Here is a 21,055-nt window from a genome sequence, read left to right as displayed (position 1 = left end):
GGTGTCGCCCGCACGGGCTGTGCCGGCGATCGTGTGGCCCAGCCCCCGGCCGCCGCTCCCGCAGCACTGGCCGTAGTGGCTCTCGCGGCAGAAACCGCAGCGGCCGCAGGCCGAGATGCAGGAGACGAGCACGCGGGCCTCGGACCGCACCGTAGGGACGTAGCCGCCGGTCTCGACGGCGGTGCCGACCGCCTCATGGCCGAGGATCCTGCCCGGGGTCCCCTCGGGCACGTCGCCCTCGACGACGTGCAGGTCGATACCGCAGATGGTGACGTCGTCGACACGAACGACCGCATCGGCGGCGTCATTGATGCCCGGGTCCGGTAGGCCCTGCCATGCGGTCTGTCCGGCGCCGTGGAAGACCAGTGCCTCCATGACGTCCTTTCTTCCATTTCCCACCGCTTGAGGTGTCACCGCCAGGCTGGACCGGACTCGACCGGCCGCGCATGGGCCGATCGGTCCCCTGCCGGGGCCTGTCGGCCCCCTGCCGGCCCCCGCACGCGGTGCGATGGTGAGAACCGGATCCCCTTACCGAAGGGAGGGCCGGTCGTGTCCGAGACAGCCCAACGCCCCGCCACCGCCTCGCCCAGACCCGCACTCCTGCGGTTGCTCGGTGCAGTACGCACGGTCACCGGCAGCAAGTTCCTCGTCGAGAGCGACCACGCCCGCATCCTGGTCGACTGCGGGCTCTTCCAGGGTTTCGCGGACCTGCGCCGTCGCAACTGGGAGAAGCCCGGCTTCGATGCCTCCGACCTCCACGCCGTGGTCGTCACCCATGCCCACCTGGACCACTGCGGCTATCTGCCGCGCCTGGTCCGGCACGGCTTCCGTGGTCCGATCCTGAGCACCGCCCCGACCGCACGGCTCGCCGAGATCGTGCTCCGTGACAGCGCCCGCCTCCAGATGGAGGCATCCGAGCACGCCAACAGCCACGGCTGGTCCAAGCACCGCCCCGCCAAGCCGCTCTACGACGACGCGGACGTCGAGAACACGCTGAAGTTCTTCGACCCGGTCGAGATCGGCAGCGAGATCGAAATTATGGCGGGAACGAAGCTGAGGCTGCACCACGGTGGGCACATCCTCGGCTCCGCCTGGGCCCACCTCACGCTGGAGGACGGCCACACCCTGGCCGTCAGCGGCGACCTGGGCCGCCCCGGGCACCCCCTGCTGCTGCCCCCGGAGCCGTTCTCCGGCGCCGACGTGCTCCTGATGGAGTCCACCTACGGCGACCGCCGACACGACCACGAGACGGCGCGGCGCGAGTTCGCTGCCGTGGTCACCAGAACGCTGTCGCGCGGCGGAACCGTGGTCATCCCGTCGTTCGCGATCGACCGGACCGAGGTGGTCCTGCACGAGCTGGCCGGGCTGCGCCGCGACGGCACCTTGCCCCGGAGCGTACCCGTGTACGTCGACAGTCCCATGGCCCTGGCCGCCCTGGACGTCTACCGGGACGCCCTGCGCTCCCACTCTCCCGAGCTGCGGCCCGAGATCCTGGCCCAGGGCGAGGCGGCGTTCAGCCCGGAGCCGTTCCTGGCCGCCCGTACCGTCCAGGAGTCGATCGACATCAACAGCACCACCGGGCCGGCAGTCATCGTCTCCTCCGCCGGAATGGCCACCGGCGGCCGGGTCCTGCACCACCTCCACCGACTCCTGCCCGACCCCCGCAACGCCGTCGTCATCGTCGGCTTCGCCGCCGCCGGAACGCGGGCGCGTGACCTCGTCGACGGCGCCCGCACCCTGAAGATGTTCGGCGAGTACATCCCCGTACGTGCCGAGGTGGCCGACGTACCCCACTTCTCCGCCCACGCCGACGGCGACCAGATCATCGACTGGCTGCGCGCCGCCCCCGCCCCGCACACCACCTACCTCGTCCACGGCGAGGAGGCCGCGGCCGGGACTCTCCGGGACCGCATCGACCGCGAGCTGGGCTGGACGGCCGTCGTACCCAAGCCCGGGGAGGCCGTCCTGGTCCGCTGACCCGGGCCGGATGGGCCCTGCGGTATGCACCACGAGGCCCTCCCTCACCCCGAGGACCGGCGCGAGCCTGAAGGGGAAGGGCTGGAGGCACACCATGACCAGCATGAACACTCTCCTGGACGAGATGGAACCCGAAGCGCGTGAGGCCCTGCTCGCCCACGCCCACCGCGTGGACATCCCCGCCGGAACCCGCATCTTCAAGGAACGACAACGGGCCGACCGCTTCTGGATCATCGAGAACGGCACCGTCGACCTCGACCTGCACGTCCCCGGGCACAAGGCCGCCGTCATCGGCACCCTCGGTTCGGGAGAGCTCCTCGGCTGGTCCTGGATGGTCCCGCCCTACGCCTGGCACCTGGGGGCCATCACCACCCACCCTGTCCGCGCACTCGAATTCGACGCGGTGGCCGTACGGAAGCTCTGCGACGAGAACCCGGCCGTGGGCCGTTGCATATCCACCGCTGTTGCCGCAGTCATCGCCCGTCGGCTCGACTCGGCCCGCACCCGGATCCTCGACCTGTTCGCACCCCACCACAGCGACATGCCCCTCGCCTACGCCCGCTGAGGACCAGCCATGACCTCCACCCCGTACACCGTCAACGACGTCATGACGAAGACCGTCGTCACCGTCACGCCCGCCGCCGAATTCAAGGAGATCGCGACCGCGATGGAGCGCTGGCAGGTCACCGCGGTCCCGGTCATCGAAGGCGAAGGCCATGTCATCGGCGTCGTCTCCGAAGCCGACCTCCTCACCAAGGAGGAGTTCCACGAACACGGACCGAGCCTCATCGAGCAGATGCGCCGCCTCGGCGACACCGCGAAGGCCGGATCGGTCCGCGCCGAGCAGCTGATGACGAGCCCGGCCGTCACCATCCGCCCCGACGCCACGCTCCCCCATGCCGCCCGGCTGATGGCCGACCGCCACATCAAGCGTCTCCCGGTCGTGGATGCCGACGGCACTCTCCTCGGCGTCGTCAGCCGCGCCGACCTCCTGAAGGTCTTCCTCCGCTCCGACGACGACCTGGCCGCCGAAGTCCGCCGCGAGGTCGTCGAGCGCCTCTTCCCGCTCTCTCGCCGTGACATCACGGTCGACGTGACGCACGGCGTCGTCACCCTGAGAGGAAGGACCCGCGACCCCCACCTCATCCCCGTGGCCACGCGCCTCGCCCGGGCTGTTGAAGGCGTGGTCGGTGTGCACTCCCGACTCGAAGGCCCCGTATCCCCCTGACCGCTGTCCCGGCCTACGGGGCCAGGTCCCGCCTCATCAGCAACGCGTGGCCCAGGATGAGCCCCACCACTCCGACCCCGACCAGAATGCCCAACTGCGGCCACAGCACGTGGCCCTGCGCCAGTGCGTCACCCGGTGTGTAGTAGTGGAAGGGGCTGATGAACCGCAGGGGCGCCGCCTTGGACCAGGCCAGCGCGATGAAGTTCAGCGCGAAACCGACCGCCCCGATCGCGATCGTCGCACCGATCACCTGGGCGCGCCGGCTCCCCCATGCGGACACGGCCAGAGCCGGTCCGGCCAGGCACAGGGCGAAGCCGCACCCCATCAGCCCGGCGGCGAAGACACCGCTGAGCGGCACGTCCCGGTGGATGTCCGGCGACAGCCAGACGCCTGCCGCCACCGTGAGCGTCGCCGCGGCGTTGAGGGCGAGGGCGGCGATCACCACGGCAGCCGTCCGCTCGGCGAGCAGCCGGTTGCGGCTCACGGGGCGCACCATGATCAGCTCGATCGTCCCGGATTCCACGTCGGCAGCCACCGCCGCCGCAGCCAGGGCGCCGATCGCGGTCAGCTGCATGGCGATCCAGAACGGATGCACGAGCCCGGCCCCGAGCAGCCCCGGATAGCTCGCGATCGACACGTCCCCGCCCGACCCGCTGAACGCCCGGTACGCCGACGGAGGTCCCTTCCCGCCCGCCGAGAACAGCTGCCCCGGCGCGATCGTGTTCGCCACCACCACGATCAGCGCCTCGAAGACGACCATCCCCACCACCAGGGCCATCAGCATCCGCCGGCGCCGGTGCAGCGCCAGCCACAGCAGGGGCCACCGCGTCTTCACGGCGCCGCCCCCTCCGCCTTGCCGTTGCGGTACAGGTCCAGGAACGCCTCGTCCAGACCCGCCTCCTCCACGATGACGTCGGCCACCCCCAGGGCCAGCAGCTCGCGCAGTGCCCCCACCACCTCGCTCGGGGGTACGAGCAGCTCCACCCGGTCGCCTTCCCAGCCGGGCGCCCACTGCTGCGCGCGCCCCAGAGGGCGTGCCCCCTTCCCGTCGCCGAAGGTCAGGCGGATCCGCCGCGCACGCGCCTCCCGCAGGGCGGCCACGCTCTCCACCGTCACCAGGCGCCCGTCCCGGACGATCGCCACGCGTCCGCAGGCCCGCTGCACCTCCGGGAGGACATGGCTGGACAACAGCACGGTGCGGCCGTCGGCCGCCGCCTGCTCCATCAGCTCGAAGAACGTCTCCTGCACCAGAGGGTCCAGCCCCTCGGTCGGCTCGTCCAGCACCACCAGCCGGGGATCGTGCTGCAGCGCCTGCACCAGGCCGAGCTTCTGCTTCATACCGCGCGAGTACCCGCCCACCGTGCGGCGCAGCACCGCCGGCGTCAGTCCCAGCCGCTCGCACAGCTCGGCCCGCCGTGTGCAGGACCGGCCCTGGAGGGAACACAGGAGGTCGAGGGTCTGCGCCCCGGTGAGCTCCGGGTACAGACGCAGCTCACCCGGGAGATAGCCGAGTTCCCGAGCCACCCGGCGGTGATCGGCGAGCGGGTCCATCCCCAGCACCCGCACATGCCCGGCCGTCGGGCGCAGCAAGCCGGTCAGGCACCTGAGGGTGGTGGTCTTGCCCGCCCCGTTCGGCCCGAGGAAGCCGAACACCTCGCCCGGACCGATGCCGAGTGTGAGTTCCTCCACCCCGACCACTGCCCCGTACCGCTTGGTCAGTCCTATGAGCTCGATCGCGTCCATGGCGCCCACCCCACCAGTCTGTGCCCTGGCCCGAACCGATGCGCAGTGAGCCGGGAACGGGCCCTACCGCGCCCACCGAAAATACCCCCGGGGGTACTAGTGCTACGCTCGAGATATACCCCCGGGGGTAATTCTCACGAGAAGGAGCGACAGCGTGTTCTTCATCGACACCCTTGAACTGGAAGGGCTCGGCAACCGCAGCTACCTGGCGGGCGGTGCCCACACGGCCGTGGCGGTGGATCCGCCGCGCGACGTCGACCAGGTACTCGCCGCAGCGGCACGGCGCGGGGTGCGGATCTCCCACGTCGTGGAGACGCACGTCCACAACGACTACGTCTCCGGCGGCCTGGACCTGGCCCGCCTCACCGGCGCGGCCTACCTGGTGCCCGCCGCGGCCCGGGTGTCCTTCGACCGCACCCCCGTCCATGACGGCGACACCTTCGCCGTGGACGACGGCATCTCGCTGCGGGCCCTGGCCACCCCCGGCCACACCCCGCACCACACCTCCTACGTCCTGGAGGAGCGGGGTGCGGCCGTCGCCGTGTTCACCGGAGGTTCCCTGCTGATCGGGACGGTCGGACGGCCCGACCTGGTGGAGCCGCGACTGACCGAGGAGCTGGCCCGCGCCCAGCACGCCTCCGCGCACCGGCTGGCCGCCGAGCTTCCGGACGAGACCGAGGTCCTGCCCACCCACGGGTTCGGCAGCTTCTGCTCCTCCGCCCAGGCCGACGGGGACGCCACCACCATCGGCAAGGAGAAGGCGGGCAACGACGCCCTGGTCCAGGACGTCGACGCCTTCGTCGCCGCCCTCCTGGCCGGGCTCGACGACGTGCCCGCCTACTACGCCCACATGGGCCCGGCCAACGCCGCAGGTCCGGCTCCGGTCGACCTCACCGCACCTCCCGTGGCGGACGCCGCCGACATCGCCGCCCGCCTGGCCGCCGGGGAGTGGGTGGTCGACCTGCGCAACCGCATCGCCTTCGCCCGGGGACACGTAGCCGGATCGTTCAACTTCGAGGCCGACGGGAAGATCGCGACCTACCTCGCGTGGTTGATCCCCTGGGGCAAGCCCGTCACGCTCCTCGCGGAATCCCCCGAGCAGCTGGCGCAGGCGCAGCGGGAACTGGCCCGGGTCGGGATCGACCGCCCGGCCGCAGCCGCCACCGGAGAGCCTGCCGAGTGGATCTCCGCGAACGAAGAACTGCGGAGCTTCCCGCGGGCCACGTTCGCCGACCTCGCCGCCCTGGACCCCTACGAGCACCGGATCGTGCTGGACGTACGGCGGGACTCCGAACGCGCGGACGGCTGGATCAAGGACTCGGTGCACATCCCGATCCACCAGCTCCACCGACGCCAGCACGATTTGCCGGCCGGAGTGGTGTGGGTTCACTGCGCGGGCGGAATGCGCGCGGGGATCGCCGCCTCCCTGCTCGACGCCGCCGGACGCGACGTCGTGGCCGTCGACGATTCCTTCGACGGCGCCCGAAGCGCGGGCCTACCGATGGTCACCGGGCCCCGTTCCGACAGTTGACGGCTCGCCCTCCCCGTTCCCCACAAGAGAAGGACCCGATGATGTTCTCCCTCCGCCGCGGCCCCGCCCGCGTGACTCCAGCCGATGCCCATCAGCGCGCCCGAGACGAGGGTGCCGTCCTGCTCGACGTGCGCGAGCGGGCGGAATGGACAGCCGGGCACGCACCCGGCGCCGTGCACGCCCCGCTCTCCGCCCTGCAGGCCGGCGCCGGCCTGCCTCCGGCTGCCCAGGGACGGCCGCTGGTGGTGATCTGCCGCTCCGGGCACCGGTCCCAGCGAGCCGCGAGAATCCTGACCGAACGCGGAGCCGAGGCCGTCGACGTCAAGGGCGGCATGAACGCCTGGGCCGCGGCGGGGCTCCCGGTCGTCGACGGCCGCGGAAGCAGCGGCTCGATAGCGTGAGCACGCTCGTCCTCGCCCTGGTCGCAGGAGCCGTCGTCGGCCTGGCACTCGGCGCCCTGGGGGGCGGCGGCAGCGTACTCGCGGTCCCCGCACTGATCTACCTGCTCGGCTTCACCCCTGCAGCCGCCACCACCGCGTCGCTGATCATCGTCACCGCCACGTCCGCCACCGCCCTCTACACCCACGCCACCTCCGGCAACGTCCGCTGGAGAACCGGCGCCCTCTTCGCGGCCGCCGGCATCCCTCCCGCCATGGCGGCAGCCGCCCTCGCCGCACGACTGCCCGGACAGCTGCTCACGGCCGCGTTCGCAGCCGTCGCGGGTCTCGCGGCCCTGCGCATGCTCACGTCCCCCGTACCCGAGGACGAGGTCCGCCCGGTCCGCCCGGCCCGGGCCGCCGGAGCCGGCGCGAGCCTGGGTGCGGTCACCGGATTCCTGGGCGTCGGCGGCGGATTCCTCGCCGTCCCCGCCCTGGTCGGAGTGCTGGGTCTGAGGATGCGGGCGGCCATCGGGACGAGCCTGCTCGTCATCACCGTCAACTCGCTCGCCGCACTCACCGTCCGTACCGGCGGGGCCAGTCCTCTGGACTGGGCAGTCGTCGCGCCCTTCACCGGGGCGGCGATCCTCGCCGCCTGGGACGGAAAGCACCTGTCCGCCGCGATCAAGGGCCCAGCCCTTCAACGCATCTTCGCTGTCGTGCTGCTGTCCGTCGCGGCCTTCATGCTCACCGACGCGATCCGCTGACGGCGGGTCCGCCCACACCGCCACCCCCACAGGCGCCCGGTATCCGCACCCTTACCACCGCCAACATCCAGCAGGAGAGACAGTCCGCCATGAGCACCCCCCACGCCCTCAGCTCCGACCAGGCCCTCACCCGCCTGCACGAGCTCACCGTCCTCGACGTCCGCACACCCGGCGAATACGCCACAGGTCACCTGCCCGGTGCCCTGAACATCCCCCTCGATCAGATCTCACGTGTCCTCCCCGCCATCCACCACGCCGCCGACCGCGGCGACATCCTGGTGGTCTGCGCCTCCGGAGCCCGCTCCGACAGCGCATGCAAGACGCTCGCCGAGCACGGCATCGACACCGCCACCCTCGCCGGGGGCACCGGCGCCTGGGCCGCCGCGGGCCATGACCTCCACCGCCCCGAGCAAGGCTCGCGCACTACGTGGGGCATGGAACGCCAGGTCCGCCTGACCGCCGGCGCTCTCGTCCTCGCGGGGCTCGGGCTCGGCCTGCTCCACCCCGCCTTCCAGCTCGTCTCCGCCGCCGTCGCCGGCGGACTGGCCTTCTCCGCGCTCACCAACAGCTGCGGCATGGCTGCCGTCCTTGCCAGACTCCCCCACAACCGTCCGCGGCATGGCGACATCGATGCCACACTGGCAGCCCTCCTCGATCACCGACCGCGGAGGTAAATACCCCCTGGGGTACCATGGACACGGACAGCACACCATCAGGAGGTACCCGGTGAAGGTCGACGACGACGCGGTCAGCTCAGTCCTCAACCGACTGCGCCGCGCCCAGGGGCAGCTCGCCGGTGTCATCGCCATGATCGAAGCCGGGCGGGACTGCAAGGACGTCGTCACCCAGCTCGCCGCCGTCTCCAAGGCACTCGACCGCGCCGGATTCAAAATCGTCGCCAGCGGCATGCGCCAGTGCATGAACAACGCCGATGAGAGCCAGGCGCCCATGACCGAGGAAGAACTGGAAAAGCTCTTCCTCACCCTGGCCTGACAACCATCCGGAAGCCGCGCGAGGCCGATGTTTCGCCATGGCCCCCGGCCTCGCGCGGTCCGCGGTCGGCGCACCGGAGGTGACATCCGTGCCCGCCCCATGGACACGGAAGCGGAGGTCGCGCTGGGTCGTACTCCGCGAGCCCACGCAACGGGTCGGCCACGCGCCTCCCTCCGGTGGTCGCCAACCGGATGGTTGGTCGCGTACCAGCGGGCACATCATCCGGCCATCCGCGGGCAGCGCGGTGAACGGATCTACAACCGATCCGACGCGGCAGGTACGCAAGCACACCGCGATCGTCCCTGGCTTCCCTCTCGGCGGCATCCCCATGAGGAACCCGCCTCAGCCGGACCGCAGCCGGTGAATCCGGGTGCCGAACACGCGCCAGCGCCGCTCGTTGTCGCGCACGAGTGTTGCCGATTCCGCGAGGAGGTCCGCCGCTCGGTCGAGCAGCTCGGACGCCGAGTAGAGGTAGGCGGGGGCGTTCCGCTCGGACCGGAGGTCGGACCGCAGCGCCGCAGGAGAGAACGTGACCCGGTCCAACAGGTCAAGGGAGCGGCGCAGCAGCCTGGCCACCAGCGCCAGCAACCCCGCCGACTGCCAGTCGTTGGCGATGATGCGATGGCGCTCCCCGAGCAGATCGGCAAGCGCCGGATAGGCTGCCAGCAGGCCGACGGCCTCCCACGACTGCTCCATGGCGTGCGCGAGCCAGATTCCGGTCTGGTCGCTGTCCTCCGCAAGCTCCCTGACATCCCGCTTCAGCCGCTGGAGCTCGACGGGCTCGTCCTCCCCTTCCATGAAGAGGATCCCCGACTCCGCGACGAGCCCGGGGGCGTTCAGATCCTCCGCACCGGCGAACGGATTCCCTGCCGACTCACCGACGTCGGTCACGCTCCACCGGCCTGCCAGCGACTTCAGTGCCCGGGACCTCGACTGAAGCTCGTCCGCCTGCCGCAACGGAGCCTGCGAGTAGAACTGCTCGTGTTCTCGATGGAACCGCGCGAGGTTGGCGATCACTTGCAACAGCGGTTCGGGAGGGATGGTCAGCGCCTCGTCCTCGGGCATGCGAGAAGTGTGCGCCCAGGACCCCGCCCACCCGAATGACAACACGCCGCCCGGTCAGGAGCAGGACCAGCGTCTCCCCGCTGCTGGTGCAGAGCAGGCCACGGCAGCGCCACCGGCTCCTGGCGCGGCAGCAGCCGTTGCGGCGCCCTCACCAGGAGCGCAGGCTTCTGTACAGGCGGAGCTGAACCCATCCGGGAGGCGAACGAGAGCATGGCGCACCCCGCAGACCACCGCACTACGGGCAAGGAGCGCAGCACGGCGGTGCTGGATGTGCGGGGCATGGTGCGCGCGAGCCAGCAGAGCACCGTCGCGGCCGTACTGGGCCGTCGGCCCGGCGTGCTCGACGTCGAGGTCAACCCGGTGGCGCAGTCGGCCACGGTCGTGTTCGACCCTCGGCGGACCTCGCTCGCCGAGCTGCGCGCATGGGTGACCGAATGCGGCTACCACTGCGCAGGCCAGTCGGTGCCCTCCCACATCTGCGATCCGATGCAGGAACCGGACCCGCCCGGCTTCACGGCTGCGCCGCAGCGCCCGCAGACGACGCCCGTGACTACAGCAGGCGCGCGCTCGCCCGACGAGGCGAAGGAGCACGACGGCCACGGCGAGATGTCTATGGCGGCGATGGTCGCCGACATGCGCCACCGCTTCCTGGTCGCGGTGGCGTTCTCCGTCCCGATCGTTGTCTGGTCGCCGATCGGCGAGGAGGTCTTCGGCTGGCACGCACCCGTTCCGTTCGGCCTGCGCCAGGACGTGTGGGCGCTGTTGCTGAGCCTGCCGGTGATCTTCTACTCCTGCTCGATCTTCTTCGTCGGCGCAGTACGGGCCCTGCGTGCCCGGACATTGGACATGATGGTGCTCGTGGCGGTCGCCGTCGGTGCCGGCTGGCTGTACTCGCTGATCGTCACCCTCACCGGGGGCGGGGACGTCTTCTACGAGGCAGCCACCGTGCTGGCCTCCTTCGTCCTGCTGGGCCACTGGTTCGAGATGCGTGCCCGCGGCGGTGCCAACAACGCCATTCGCACTCTCCTGGACCTCGCCCCGTCGAAGGCCGTGGTTCTGCGGGACGGCGGGCCCGTGGAGGTCGCCACCGCCGAGGTGGTCGTCGGGGATCTGCTGCTCGTACGCCCCGGGACGAAAGTCGCCGCGGACGGGATCGTGGAGGAGGGTGAGAGCGAGGTCGACGAGTCGACCGTGACCGGGGAGAGCATGCCCGTACACAAGGGCCCCGGCTCCCCGGTTGTCGGCGCCACCCTCAACGCCAACGGCACACTGCGGGTGCGGGCGACCAAGGTCGGTGCGGACACGGCGCTGGCCCAGATCGTCAAGCTCGTCCAAGAGGCCCAGAACTCCAAGGCCCCCGGTCAGCGGCTCGCCGACCGGGCCGCCTTCTGGCTCGTGCTCGTCGCCCTCGTCGGCGGCGCGCTCACCCTGGCCGTATGGCTGCTCGCCACCGACCGGCCCTTCGGCGAGGCCATGCTCTTCGCCATCACCGTGGTCGTCATCACCTGCCCGGACGCACTGGGCCTGGCCACCCCCACCGCGATCATGGTCGGGACCGGGCTGGGCGCCCAGCGGGGCGTGCTGTTCAAGAACGCCATGGCCCTGGAGGCATCTGCAGGCATCCGCACCGTGGTCATGGACAAGACCGGCACCCTCACCAAAGGCGAACCCGAAGTCACCGACGTGATCAGCGTCCGCGGCGGCGACGAGGACGAGGTGCTGCGGCTGGTCGCGGCCGTCGAGCAGGAATCGGAGCATCCGCTGGCCGCTGCGGTCGTACGGTACGCCGCCACGCGCGGCGTCGCCGCCGCGAGGGCCCACCGGTTCGAGAACGTACCGGGCCACGGCGCGACGGCCGTGGTCGACGGCCACCGGGTCGCGGTCGGAAACCGCCGCCTGATCGAACGTGAAGGCGTCGACCTCGGGCCCCTGAGCGGCCGGCGCGAGGAACTGGTCGCCACCGGCCGCACCGTCGTCATCGCCGCTGTCGACGGCCGGGCGGCGGCCCTCATCGGGATCGCCGACGCCCTGCGGGAGACTTCCCCGGCAGCGGTGGCCGACCTCCACAGCCTCGGCGTCGAGGTCGTCATGCTCACGGGCGACAACCGGGCGACCGCCGAACGGATCGCGCAGCGCCTGGGCATCACCACCGTCATCGCCGACGTCCTCCCCGGCGACAAGGCCGCCAAGATCGGCGAACTTCAGCAGGGCGGCCGCACGGTCGCCATGGTCGGTGACGGTGTCAACGACGCGCCCGCCCTCGCCCAGGCCGACCTGGGCATCGCGATCGGCGCCGGCACCGACGTGGCCATCGAGACCGCCGACCTCGTTCTGATGCGCTCCGACCCCCTGGACGTCCCCACCGCCCTGCGTATCGGCCGGGGCACCCTGCGCAAGATGCGCCAGAACCTCGGCTGGGCCATCGGCTACAACGCCATCGCCCTGCCCATCGCCGCCGGGGTCTTCGAACCCGCTACGGGCCTGATCCTCCGCCCCGAGATCGCCGCCCTGTCCATGTCCGGGTCCAGCATCATCGTCGCGGTCAACGCCCTCGCGCTCAAGCGCCTCCACCTGCCCCGCCCTCAGCGAACGGATCCGGCGGGCGGAGGCGGCGAGCGGGGCTAGGGGCTGTCCCGGGGCGCCCTTCGCGGGCGCGCCCTACGCTGGGAGATATGACCGGCCGCGAGCCCCGCACGGCACCACGGGTGCTGATGCGGCTCACCATGATGCTCGTCCTGGCCCTCACCGTCGGGCTGCTCGGTATGCACGCCCTGGGCCCTGCGGCCGCTCTGCCGTCGCCGGTCACCGTCGAGCACACGTCCCACCACGTGGCGACGACAGATGCCGGTCCGCACCACCTATGCCCCCACGACGACCACGACACGGGCCGCCACACCAGCCACGCGGACACGATGTGCGCCTCCGGGTCCCTGCCCAGTGCCCCCGACATCACCGCACCGGACAACGTACCCATCACCGGCACGGAGCACGCCGACGCCGATGCCGTTGCCCCCGTGCCGAACCTGCTCTCAGCGGCCTGCGAAGCCGCCGGAAGACGGGCGCCACCCTCGCTCGCCGAACTCCAGCTCCTGCGGATATAGGGACTCCTCCTGCGGCACGCCTCCGCGTCCGCGCAGTGCCCGTTCCCTCCGCACTCGATCACTGGAGTCAGCGAAATGAACACGAACCGATCCGTACCGCGTCGTGCCGCCCTGGCAGCCACCGCGGCCGCCATCGGCCTGGTCCTCACGGCCTGCGGCACCGACGACAGTACGAACACTGCCGGCACCGCTGCCGGTACTTCCAGAACCGCCCCGGCTCCGACCGAGGCCGAACAGCACAACAAGGCGGATGTCGCCTTCGCCCAAGGGATGATCCCCCACCACCGCCAGGCCATCGTCATGTCCAACATGGCCCAGTCCCACGGCGCCTCCGATGCGGTCAAGGCCCTCGCCGAGAGGATCAAGAAGGCGCAGCAGCCGGAAATCGACGCCATGGCCGGCTGGCTGAGGGCATGGGGCGAGAGGGTGCCCTCCGGCATGGACGGCATGGATGGCATGGGACACGGCGATGACGACTCCACCCTGCCCGGCATGATGGATGACGAGGACCTCAACCGCATCGGGAGCGCGCGGGGCAACGCCTTCGACACCATGTTCCTGATCCATATGATCGAGCACCACGAAGGCGCGATCGACATGGCGGAAACAGAGCAGCGGCAAGGTCTCTACGGCCCCGCCAAGACCCTTGCCGACGACATCATCACCTCCCAGACCGCCGAGATCACCCAGATGCGCGAGATGCTCAAGAACGGCTGACCATGCGGTGTGGATGGCCTGAGTGCGCCTTGCCGACCGACACCGTCACGGGCAATACGCACGGCGTGTGAGTGACCCGGGCACCGGCCCGAAGGTCCCCCGTGTCTCCGCACGGTCCGGTTACGGGTTGGTGCGCGAAAGCGGTCGTGGGTGCAGTCGGGAGTGCAACTGAGTGCACCTTTCGCGCGTCCTCCGCTCCGTGACTAGACGTTGGATACCCGCGACACGGCTCGGACGGGTCCTGACCGCGGGCACGGCCGGGCTGGTACTGGCTGCCGTCCCGCTGTGGAATGTCCCGCTGGCTGGGCAGTGGCGAGGGGAGCCCCCGCTCACGCAGCTCCTGCCGCAGTCCCCGCCAGGGCAGGGGCCCTGGGAGAGCACCCCCACCCGCGAAGACCTGTACTTCTCCGAGCCGGGGCTCGACGAAGACGCACAGAAGTACCGGGGCTTCGAGCTCCACGGCAAGAACATCCTGCGCCACGGCTTCTCGCAGAGCGTCAAGCGGTTCGACTCCCCGAACTGGGCCTGGTTCGCTGTCCGCCGGTCTCCGGCGCAGGACAAGCCCTGGTCCTTTCCGCCGGTCGAGCTGGCCGGCAGCCGGAAGGCGGACGACCAGTCGTACACCTGCCTCGTCTACAGCGACTCGGTGGGCGGGTGCGAACGCTGGTTCGGCCAAATCCGCTACGGCCAGTACGTGGTCGACATCGCTGTCAGCGGCGGGGAGCAGGCCCAGGCCCTCGACCTCCTCCAGGAAGCCGTGCTCGCCACCGACGCCCTCATGCCTGAATGACCAAGAAGGCGTGGGCCGCATCGATCGTCTGCCCCGTATACGTCCCGCTCGTCGGTACGGTCCTTACGGCGTGGTGTGCGAGAGCGGGGACGGCCGGGCCGTGACGTGAAGAGAGCCGTACGGGTTGGTGTTGTTGTGACGCAATACCTGGCCCGTACGGCTCTCTCGCATCGTATCTGTACTGGCATCTCTCGGCGTCGACTTGGCGCCCTCATCGTCGAGTTGGCCGACCCGTGGATGGCACGGGAGGACTCTCGGCTGCGTGAACGCCGAGGTCGTGAGCGTCTGCGGGCTGAGGGCGGCGGCCTGGCCATCAACTGGTCTTCACCGATCGGGTGATCGCGACCCTGGTGGTCCTGCGGTTCCAACTCCCGCATGCAGCTCTGGCCGTCTTCTACGGCGTCGACCGCTCCACCATCACCCGGGGCGTCCACGAGATCCGTCCCCTGCTCGCCCGCCGCGGCTTCGCGGTCCACGGCGAGGCCGGACTGCGCCTGCACACGCTGGCCGACGTCTTCGCCTACGCCGACGCGAAGGGCGTTGAGATGCGGCTCGACGGCACCGAGGTGCGCGTACGACACCCGAAGGCAGGTCTGCCCGGATGGCGGGTCTTCGTCTCCGGAAAGATGCGGCAGAACACGAAGAAGGCCACCGTCATCACTGACGAGAAGGGCCGCACCCTGTGAACGGGCGCGATCCGGCCGGGCCGTATGCACGATCAGACGGCGGTGAACACCGAGGGGATCAGCAACCTGTTCAAGCAATATCCCAAGGTCAAGGCCAAGGCCAAGGCCGACGCCGAATACCGGGGCCTGGCCAAACGGTTTCCCGACCAGGTCCAGGCACCGCCGAAGAAGCCCGGGAAGGACGCCCCCGCCGAGGACGTCAAGGCGTGGGAGGAGGCACGCAAGCGGCAGTCCTCGGAGCGGATCTGCGTCGAGCACGCCAACGCCGAACACAAGCAGTGGCGGCCCCTCCAGCGGTTCATCGGACGCCGCGCATACTACGACCAGACCCATCTTGCGATCGCCGGACTCGTCTCCGACCGCACCGCAGAGCGGTGATCACCCGCCAGCCAGCCCGCCAGGCCAACACGCCCCGACCTCAGCCGCGCACCACGTCGTTAGAGCTTTGCGATGTCCTTGTGGATCACTTCGATCCCTCCGTCGTGGTAGGCAACCAGGCGGATCTTGAGCTGATATCCCTTGGGCGCCTCGATGATCTGGTTGATCGTCTCCCCGAGGCTGCCGCCGTGACATGGAGGCTCTGAATTGAGGGCGGTCCAGCCGTCCCCCACGTCCTTCGGGTCGTTCCACTCCACCCAGACGCAGTCGGGCTCGCCGGAGAAGGCCTGCAGCGAGATGATCTTGACCGAGTTCACCGCGCCGTCGACGCGCTCATAGGTCACAGTCGCGGAATTGCGGTGGAGGCCGGCGCCGGCCTCCAGGTTGACCTTACTGACCAACGTGTCAGCAGCGGCCGGGACTGCTCCTCCCGCTATCGTCGCGGCCATTGCCGCAGCGGTGACAGACAGAGCTGATATGCGCATGTTCCGTCTCCAAGAAGCTAGTTGAGGGAATTCACCCTAGCCATGCATGCGGGCTCACGGTCCGACAACATCCGCCAATCGGCCGGAATCGAACCTCACCTCGCGTACACGGCGGGTCCGGTCCCGGACATCGCAAGGCGGAGGTGCTCCTGCGCACCGTACGGACTCGAGAACCTCCCACAAGGCAATCAGGTGCGGTGCCGGGCGGCCATGGACCACGAATTCCGGCTGCTCAACGACGTGACGTCAGGAAGTGATGCGACCGCCACGTCTGACCGGCGGGCACCGCGTGACCACAAACGGCACGGGCAGCCCACAGTGCGAAGCCGGCCCCCTGCCGAGCGTCAGCTCTCACTTCGCCGGCGTCAGCTGGCCCCTGGTGGTCACGATTGCAGCAGCGAGACTTGAGCGAAGGCGAAGAGCGAGTCGACGGCAATGCCCTCGCCGTCCTTCAGCAGGATGCCGAAGACCACGCGGAGCGTGCCGAAGTCTTGGATGAGACGGTGGTCTGGGATGTGGGCAGCCACCTGCTGGAGGAGCTTGGCCCGTACCTCCGAATCGCTCAGCAAGGTCTCCACTGCGACCACGCCTTGGGCGAAGAGGTGGTTGAGGGGGCGGTACCGGAGGTGGCCCTGTTGACGCAGATCAGCTGACCGTCAGGGTCCAAGACATCGCAGATCTCCAGCCCTCCACCCTTGAATTTGCTGGTGTGGCCGACGGCCGGGGCCGGTCGCGGCGGAAGCTGGCTCAGGTGTGGAGGCGGCTGTTGGGGCCGTCCTGGTCCCGGGCGCTCTCGTCGTTGAACCAGTAGTCCCCGGCGGCCAGGTACCGGAAGGAATGGGTGCCCTCGCTGGGCCGCTCGACCGTGACGGCGCGCTTGCCGTCCTTGCGGGCCTTGAGCGTGTGCACGCCGGGCTGCCAGCCGTTGAAGTCGCCCACCACGCTGACCGGCCCCGACGGGTTGTCGGCGGGAAGGATGAAGGTGACCTCGGTGCGGTCCTTGCGCAGCGTGCGCTCCAGCATGGGTGCTCCTGACGGGCGGTAGTGGATGGGTGCGTCGCCCATCGTGGGTGGTGCGCGCACGGCTCGCACGCCGACCCGGCCACCCGCGTCCCGGTGTCACTCGCCCACCACGCCAGGTGACACCCATGGCGCGAAACATCACGCAAAGTGTCATCCTGGCGGGTAGGAGTCCTGTTCCGCAGTAGCGCCAGGAGCCGATAATCGATGTCCAGCAGGCTGTGCCGGGGGTGCGTTGTCGCGCAACGACGCAGGCTCAGGAGTCGCGGATTGTACTCGAGTGCGCGGACAAGCACTCGATCATGGAGGTGCCGCGTCGGCGCATGGCCGGCAAGACCGTCATCGACTGCACGCACGGCGGAATGCGGCAACTGGTCACAACCGGTTGCTCGTGCGGTAGCAGCTCGCGCACTTGTGGCCAGAAACGCCCAGGGCTCTGAGAATGCCGACGTGCGCTGGCCAGACCGCGACCGCGTACCGCCTTCGTTGACCGGGAGAGAAGATGACCATCAAGGACATCGGGCCGGAACCTCAAAGCTTCGACCTTGAGAAGGCGACGCTTGAAAACACGGACTATCGCGCCGTCGCCTGGTCCGGGAAGTATCTTCAGTTGACCCTCATGTCGATTCCGGTGGGTGAGGACATCGGCTTGGAAGCACACCCGGAGACCGACCAATTCCTACGACTCGACGCAGGCCGGGGCCGCGTCCAGATGGGCCGCGCGAAGGATCGACTCGACTTCGACCAGGAGGTCGAGGATGGTTGGGCAATCTTCGTACCCGCCGGCACTTGGCACAACGTCACCAACATCGGTGACGAGCCCCTGCAGCTCTACGCTGTATACGCGCCGGTCCACCACGCGTCGGGCAAGATCCACGCGACAGCCGCAGACGCGGAGCGCGACGAGGACTCAGGCGACGACGAGCCGGCAAGCTGGTCGGCCCAGCCTGACCAACAGCCATCGGACGAGCACGCCTGACCACCGAGGGCTTATCGCGACAGTAGTTCCTCGCCCAGAGGCGAGCCGGGAGAATCACGCTCCTCCCCTCCGCCCGTACACCCATCTGGCCCCACGGCACGCGATGTTCCGCTCGACCTCTGAAGGCATGGACGTACCTCTGCGGCAGTCAGCGACCGGCTCGGTGCTCGGCCTGTCCGCAAAGTGCGGAGCCCACGTTCCTCCGCAACGGGCGTCGGCCTGCTTACAGCCTCGACCGTTCGTTCCCCAGTGCAAAAGCGTTCCAAGAAGGCCGATGCAACGCTGTCCCCGTCCGAGCTGGACGACGAGATGGCCAAGGCCCCACGTTCTTGCCAGGGGTGCCGCAGCTGTCACCGCCTACCCGATGCTCCTGTGGATCCAGATGCCGAGGAACAGCCCCAGCCGTGGTCCGGCATGCAGGTGACGTCAGGCTGTTTCAGTATGGAAGTCGGGTCGGACGTGTCGTTGTCCACGGAGGTGAGTGCGATGACGCTTCCCGCGCGGCGCCGGACCGGTGGCCCGGTGGAGCCGGACGCCTTCTTCGGCCGCACGCACCAGTTCTTCGGCGCACCACGGGCTCGGCACACGCCGCTCCGGCCGATGCGGGTAGCAGGAGAGCGAGGACGCCGGTACGGCCCCGGCCGACGGTGCACTCACGGTCACCGTTCCCGAGGCGCAAGCAGGTACGGCACGGGGCGGGATGCGGCCTCCGTGAACCTGTGCGAGAGGACAGCGGGCGTTGCCAGGCCCCTCGCGTCCAACGGTCGGCACCGTGGTCAGGAGCCAAAACTGTTCCTGGCAGCGGCCGGGGTCGACCGCAGCGCGTGGGAACAGGCCCCGATTCCCTCAGTCTGCAGTGAGCGGGGCCGTGCCCGGCGGACGGTGCGCCGGGAAGGGGTCAGCGCGACCACCTGGGTACCGCGATGAGGACGGCCGCGACGCCGGAGCCCACCACAGCCAGGAGTACCGACGGCGCAGGGGGATCGGAGAGGGCGGCCAAGCCGTCCATCCTCACCTTGACGATGAATCCTGCGGTCGATCTCTGCTGGGAGGTCGGGCACCTGGAGGTCATCGGCAAGAACCGTGCCCGGGTCAGGTCGGTGGCCGCCGGGGGCGGAGGGATCAACGTCGCCCGTCATGTCGTGCGGCTCGGAGGACGAGCCACCGCCGTCCACACCGCCGGAGGCGAGGTCGGCCTGCGCCTGAACCGACTGCTGGACGAAGAGGGCGTCGACCACGTCGCCATCGACATCGACGACGGCACCCGCGAAGCACTCGTGCTGTTCGAGGCCGAATCGAGCCGCGGCTACCACATCGTGCCGCCCGGCCCGCACCTGCACGACCACGAGGGGCGGCGATCCCTGGATGCGCTGGTGCAGGCCGTCGGCAACTGCCCGTACGTCGTGGCCAGCGGCAGCCTGCCCGGCGGCTTGCCCGACGACTTCTACGCGGTCGCCGCCCGCCGCGTCAGGGAAGCCGGATCCCGACTGGTCCTGGACACCTCCGGTCCGGCGCTTCGCGGAGCACTCGCGGAGGGCGTGTTCCTGCTCAGGTGCAACCGCACAGAGGCCGAGAGCCTGACCGGCCGGCCGGTCCGTGGCTTCGACGACGCCCGGGCTCTCAACGAGCACCTACTCACCACAGGGGCCGCCGAGATCGCCGTCACCACCCTCGGAGAGCTGGGCGCACTGTGCTCGACCGGCCACGGCCACACCGAGCTCTACGCGCCGCCGCTGCCCGGCGAGCCCCTGAGCGACGCCGGGGCGGGAGACAGCATGGTCGCCGCCCTCATCACACAGCTGGCCGCCGGAGAGGATCCCGTCAGCGCCGCCGCGTCGGGGGTGGCCGCAGCCGCCGCAGCGATACTCACCCCCAGCACCGAGCCCTTCGACCTGGACACGGCCCGATCCCTCCGCTCCCAGGTGAGGACCAGGTCCCAGACCGATGCTCGGCGCCGGGGCGTTTGACCCTGCCCACCCCCTGCCGTTCGGTCGGCCCCCCTCCACATTGCGTACTCCGTGTCCACAAACCGACCCTGCCCCGTCACCGCGTCGGAGCGGGGCGCTGCCGGTGGTGCTGAGGCACGCCAGTGCCGACCTCGTGATGCGAGCGGGCCCGCGGTTGGGAAGACTGGAAGCATGGCGACCAAGGCAGTGCTTGAGGGCGGCCCGGACGATCTGCCCGAGCGGATCGTTCCGATCTCCGACCCCGGACAAGACCTGAAGATTCCACACCGCGGCGGGTACGAGCATTTCAAGAACACGTCGCGGCACCAGGACAGCCCGGAGGGACGACTGGCGGTCTACGAGTGGTGGGAACGGACAGAGATCGCCGAATGAAACGGACGATCGAGGACGCTCGGCCTATACCTCACCACGGCGGCCGCCATGCGCGGGCCGACACCGCTTGGTGGAGTGGATCGCCGGCCTCGATCCGGTCCACCCATCCCCCAACGGCTTCCGTCCTCCGGGTACTTCGCGACCGGCTTCCAGCCGCTGCCGCTCAAACGAATGGCGCGAAGGCAACGCCGCCGCTCTTGCTCCTGCGGAGCGCAGAGCGCAGGCGAGGGCGGGTGCGGGAGGCGGCGCAACGGAGTACGTGAGCCGGTGCCTACGACCAAGAGGTCCTCCACGCCACGGGCGGTGTCCACCAGGACGGCGCCGGGCTTGCCCCGTACGGTGAGGCCCGCGAGGGCGACTCCGGGCTTCACCGCACGGAACGCCGTGTCGAGCACCTCGCGAAGTCTTTCGACGGCAGCCGTACGGCATTCCGCCAGGGCGGAGGGGCTGAGGCCGTTCCGGCTGCCGAGTTCACCGCCCGGCGATTGCCACGCCAGGACGACTCGCAGCTCCGCATCCCGTGCGCGGGCCTCTGCGGCTGCCCTGTGCAGGGCTGCCAGACTCCCCAGGGTGCCGGTCACGCCGACCACGACTCTTCGCACGACCTGTTCTCTCTCCTCGCCGTCCGGTCACCGGTCCCGATGGAAACGCCACGAGGCACGGCGGAGCCATGTCCTTTACGGACTTCTGGCGGAGAGGTCCACAACCCTGACGCACTCCTGATGGACTCCAGGTCCTGCCGTCAGTGATGCGTATGGAGTGGGTCGGTGGCCGTATGGGTCCCGTTACGGGGTGGCCGCCGGGGCGCTGGGGCGGGGATAGCTTCGGTTGCACGTCCCGGACCGCCTCCCCGCGCCGGGGCGTGACCTGTCACTCGTG

The 21,055-nt window shown here is 70.0% G+C and carries 22 protein-coding genes and 2 pseudogenes; 16 read left to right on the top strand and 8 right to left on the bottom strand.

All coding sequences use genetic code 11. The features are described 5' to 3' along the window. Positions 1-18 precede the first annotated feature (18 nt). A pseudogene (locus tag OG444_RS34170) lies at positions 19-375 on the bottom strand (alcohol dehydrogenase catalytic domain-containing protein); the annotation flags it as partial. Positions 376-549: 174 nt separating this feature from the next. Between OG444_RS34170 and OG444_RS34165 the strand changes: the two are divergent. The 3 genes from OG444_RS34165 (at position 550) to OG444_RS34155 (ending at position 3,205) form a co-directional block, all read left to right on the top strand. Beyond that, positions 550-1,977 (top strand): MBL fold metallo-hydrolase, encoded by a 1,428-nt coding sequence (locus tag OG444_RS34165; protein WP_327265742.1) that lies wholly within the window; start codon positions 550-552, stop codon positions 1,975-1,977. A 103-nt stretch (positions 1,978-2,080) separates the two neighbouring features. Further along, positions 2,081-2,542, top strand: coding sequence for a Crp/Fnr family transcriptional regulator (locus tag OG444_RS34160; protein WP_327265741.1), 462 nt, complete (start codon positions 2,081-2,083; stop codon positions 2,540-2,542). 9 nt (positions 2,543-2,551) lie between these two features. After that, complete coding sequence (locus tag OG444_RS34155) at positions 2,552-3,205, top strand: CBS domain-containing protein (RefSeq protein ID WP_327265740.1); 654 nt, start codon at positions 2,552-2,554, stop codon at positions 3,203-3,205. 13 nt (positions 3,206-3,218) lie between these two features. Here OG444_RS34155 and OG444_RS34150 read toward each other — a convergent pair whose 3' ends face one another. Both OG444_RS34150 and OG444_RS34145 read right to left on the bottom strand, forming a co-directional pair. Next, on the bottom strand, positions 3,219-4,040 hold the full coding sequence (locus OG444_RS34150) for an ABC transporter permease subunit (protein WP_033223145.1): 822 nt from the start codon (positions 4,038-4,040) through the stop codon (positions 3,219-3,221). After that, positions 4,037-4,948 (bottom strand): ABC transporter ATP-binding protein, encoded by a 912-nt coding sequence (locus tag OG444_RS34145; RefSeq protein ID WP_327265739.1) that lies wholly within the window; start codon positions 4,946-4,948, stop codon positions 4,037-4,039. Before OG444_RS34145 ends, OG444_RS34150 begins: the two co-directional genes overlap by 4 nt. A gap of 154 nt (positions 4,949-5,102) precedes the next feature. On the opposite strand from OG444_RS34145, the gene OG444_RS34140 reads away from it, so the two are divergent. The 5 genes from OG444_RS34140 to OG444_RS34120 all read left to right on the top strand — a co-directional run bounded on the left by OG444_RS34140 (position 5,103) and on the right by OG444_RS34120 (position 8,616). Beyond that, positions 5,103-6,479, top strand: coding sequence for an MBL fold metallo-hydrolase (locus tag OG444_RS34140; protein WP_327265738.1), 1,377 nt, complete (start codon positions 5,103-5,105; stop codon positions 6,477-6,479). 41 nt (positions 6,480-6,520) lie between these two features. Continuing rightward, entirely contained in the window at positions 6,521-6,880 is a 360-nt protein-coding gene (locus tag OG444_RS34135; RefSeq protein ID WP_327267017.1) for a rhodanese-like domain-containing protein, read from the top strand. Continuing rightward, positions 6,877-7,623, top strand: coding sequence for a sulfite exporter TauE/SafE family protein (locus OG444_RS34130; RefSeq protein ID WP_327265737.1), 747 nt, complete (start codon positions 6,877-6,879; stop codon positions 7,621-7,623). Before OG444_RS34135 ends, OG444_RS34130 begins: the two co-directional genes overlap by 4 nt. An 89-nt stretch (positions 7,624-7,712) precedes the next feature. Continuing rightward, the gene (locus OG444_RS34125; protein WP_327265736.1) at positions 7,713-8,297 is read left to right on the top strand and encodes a rhodanese-like domain-containing protein; all 585 of its coding nucleotides are present in this window, start codon (positions 7,713-7,715) and stop codon (positions 8,295-8,297) included. Positions 8,298-8,349: 52 nt separating this feature from the next. After that, positions 8,350-8,616: a metal-sensitive transcriptional regulator gene (locus OG444_RS34120; RefSeq protein ID WP_033223135.1), complete on the top strand. Its 267-nt coding sequence runs from the start codon at positions 8,350-8,352 to the stop codon at positions 8,614-8,616. Between the two features lie 342 nt (positions 8,617-8,958). On the opposite strand, the gene OG444_RS34115 is transcribed toward OG444_RS34120, so the two are convergent. Then, on the bottom strand, positions 8,959-9,681 hold the full coding sequence (locus OG444_RS34115; protein ID WP_327265735.1) for a hypothetical protein: 723 nt from the start codon (positions 9,679-9,681) through the stop codon (positions 8,959-8,961). A 210-nt stretch (positions 9,682-9,891) separates the two neighbouring features. Here OG444_RS34115 and OG444_RS34110 point away from each other — a divergent pair, with 210 nt between their 5' ends. The 5 genes and pseudogenes from OG444_RS34110 to OG444_RS34090 all read left to right on the top strand — a co-directional run bounded on the left by OG444_RS34110 (position 9,892) and on the right by OG444_RS34090 (position 15,353). Next, a complete protein-coding gene (locus OG444_RS34110; RefSeq protein WP_327265734.1) occupies positions 9,892-12,306 on the top strand; it encodes a heavy metal translocating P-type ATPase in 2,415 nt (804 codons plus the stop codon). 47 nt (positions 12,307-12,353) lie between these two features. Then, complete coding sequence (locus tag OG444_RS34105; RefSeq protein WP_327265733.1) at positions 12,354-12,782, top strand: DUF6153 family protein; 429 nt, start codon at positions 12,354-12,356, stop codon at positions 12,780-12,782. A gap of 75 nt (positions 12,783-12,857) precedes the next feature. Next, the gene (locus OG444_RS34100; RefSeq protein ID WP_327265732.1) at positions 12,858-13,499 is read left to right on the top strand and encodes a DUF305 domain-containing protein; all 642 of its coding nucleotides are present in this window, start codon (positions 12,858-12,860) and stop codon (positions 13,497-13,499) included. 199 nt (positions 13,500-13,698) lie between these two features. Next, on the top strand, positions 13,699-14,289 hold the full coding sequence (locus tag OG444_RS34095) for a hypothetical protein (protein WP_327265731.1): 591 nt from the start codon (positions 13,699-13,701) through the stop codon (positions 14,287-14,289). Between the two features lie 135 nt (positions 14,290-14,424). Further along, positions 14,425-15,353 (top strand): annotated as a pseudogene (locus tag OG444_RS34090) (transposase family protein). A gap of 59 nt (positions 15,354-15,412) precedes the next feature. Here OG444_RS34090 and OG444_RS34085 read toward each other — a convergent pair. From OG444_RS34085 to OG444_RS34075, 3 genes are all read right to left on the bottom strand, one after another. Then, positions 15,413-15,838 (bottom strand): hypothetical protein, encoded by a 426-nt coding sequence (locus OG444_RS34085; RefSeq protein WP_327265730.1) that lies wholly within the window; start codon positions 15,836-15,838, stop codon positions 15,413-15,415. Between the two features lie 383 nt (positions 15,839-16,221). Beyond that, positions 16,222-16,482, bottom strand: coding sequence for a DUF6119 family protein (locus OG444_RS34080; protein WP_327267016.1), 261 nt, complete (start codon positions 16,480-16,482; stop codon positions 16,222-16,224). 103 nt (positions 16,483-16,585) lie between these two features. Then, positions 16,586-16,861 carry an isoamylase early set domain-containing protein gene (locus OG444_RS34075; protein WP_327265729.1) on the bottom strand — a complete coding sequence of 92 codons (276 nt, stop codon included), beginning with the start codon at positions 16,859-16,861 and terminating at the stop codon, positions 16,586-16,588. A gap of 499 nt (positions 16,862-17,360) precedes the next feature. On the opposite strand from OG444_RS34075, the gene OG444_RS34070 reads away from it, so the two are divergent. The 3 genes from OG444_RS34070 (at position 17,361) to OG444_RS34060 (ending at position 20,176) form a co-directional block, all read left to right on the top strand. Next, positions 17,361-17,837, top strand: a complete 477-nt coding sequence (locus tag OG444_RS34070; protein ID WP_033223128.1) for a cupin domain-containing protein — start codon at positions 17,361-17,363, stop codon at positions 17,835-17,837. 1,016 nt (positions 17,838-18,853) lie between these two features. Continuing rightward, positions 18,854-19,804 (top strand): 1-phosphofructokinase family hexose kinase, encoded by a 951-nt coding sequence (locus tag OG444_RS34065; protein WP_327265728.1) that lies wholly within the window; start codon positions 18,854-18,856, stop codon positions 19,802-19,804. A 171-nt stretch (positions 19,805-19,975) separates the two neighbouring features. Continuing rightward, complete coding sequence (locus OG444_RS34060) at positions 19,976-20,176, top strand: DUF5988 family protein (protein ID WP_189970041.1); 201 nt, start codon at positions 19,976-19,978, stop codon at positions 20,174-20,176. On the opposite strand, the gene OG444_RS34055 is transcribed toward OG444_RS34060, so the two are convergent. After that, complete coding sequence (locus OG444_RS34055) at positions 20,140-20,766, bottom strand: universal stress protein (protein ID WP_327267015.1); 627 nt, start codon at positions 20,764-20,766, stop codon at positions 20,140-20,142. The two genes, OG444_RS34060 and OG444_RS34055, sit on opposite strands and share 37 nt — an antisense overlap. Between the last annotated feature and the right edge of the window lie 289 nt (positions 20,767-21,055).

This window comes from Streptomyces sp. NBC_01232 (genome assembly GCF_035989885.1).
In the GTDB taxonomy this organism is placed as follows: domain Bacteria; phylum Actinomycetota; class Actinomycetes; order Streptomycetales; family Streptomycetaceae; genus Streptomyces.
The sequence above is the reverse complement of the archived record's forward strand: the minus strand, read 5'-3'. Positions and strand labels throughout refer to the sequence as shown.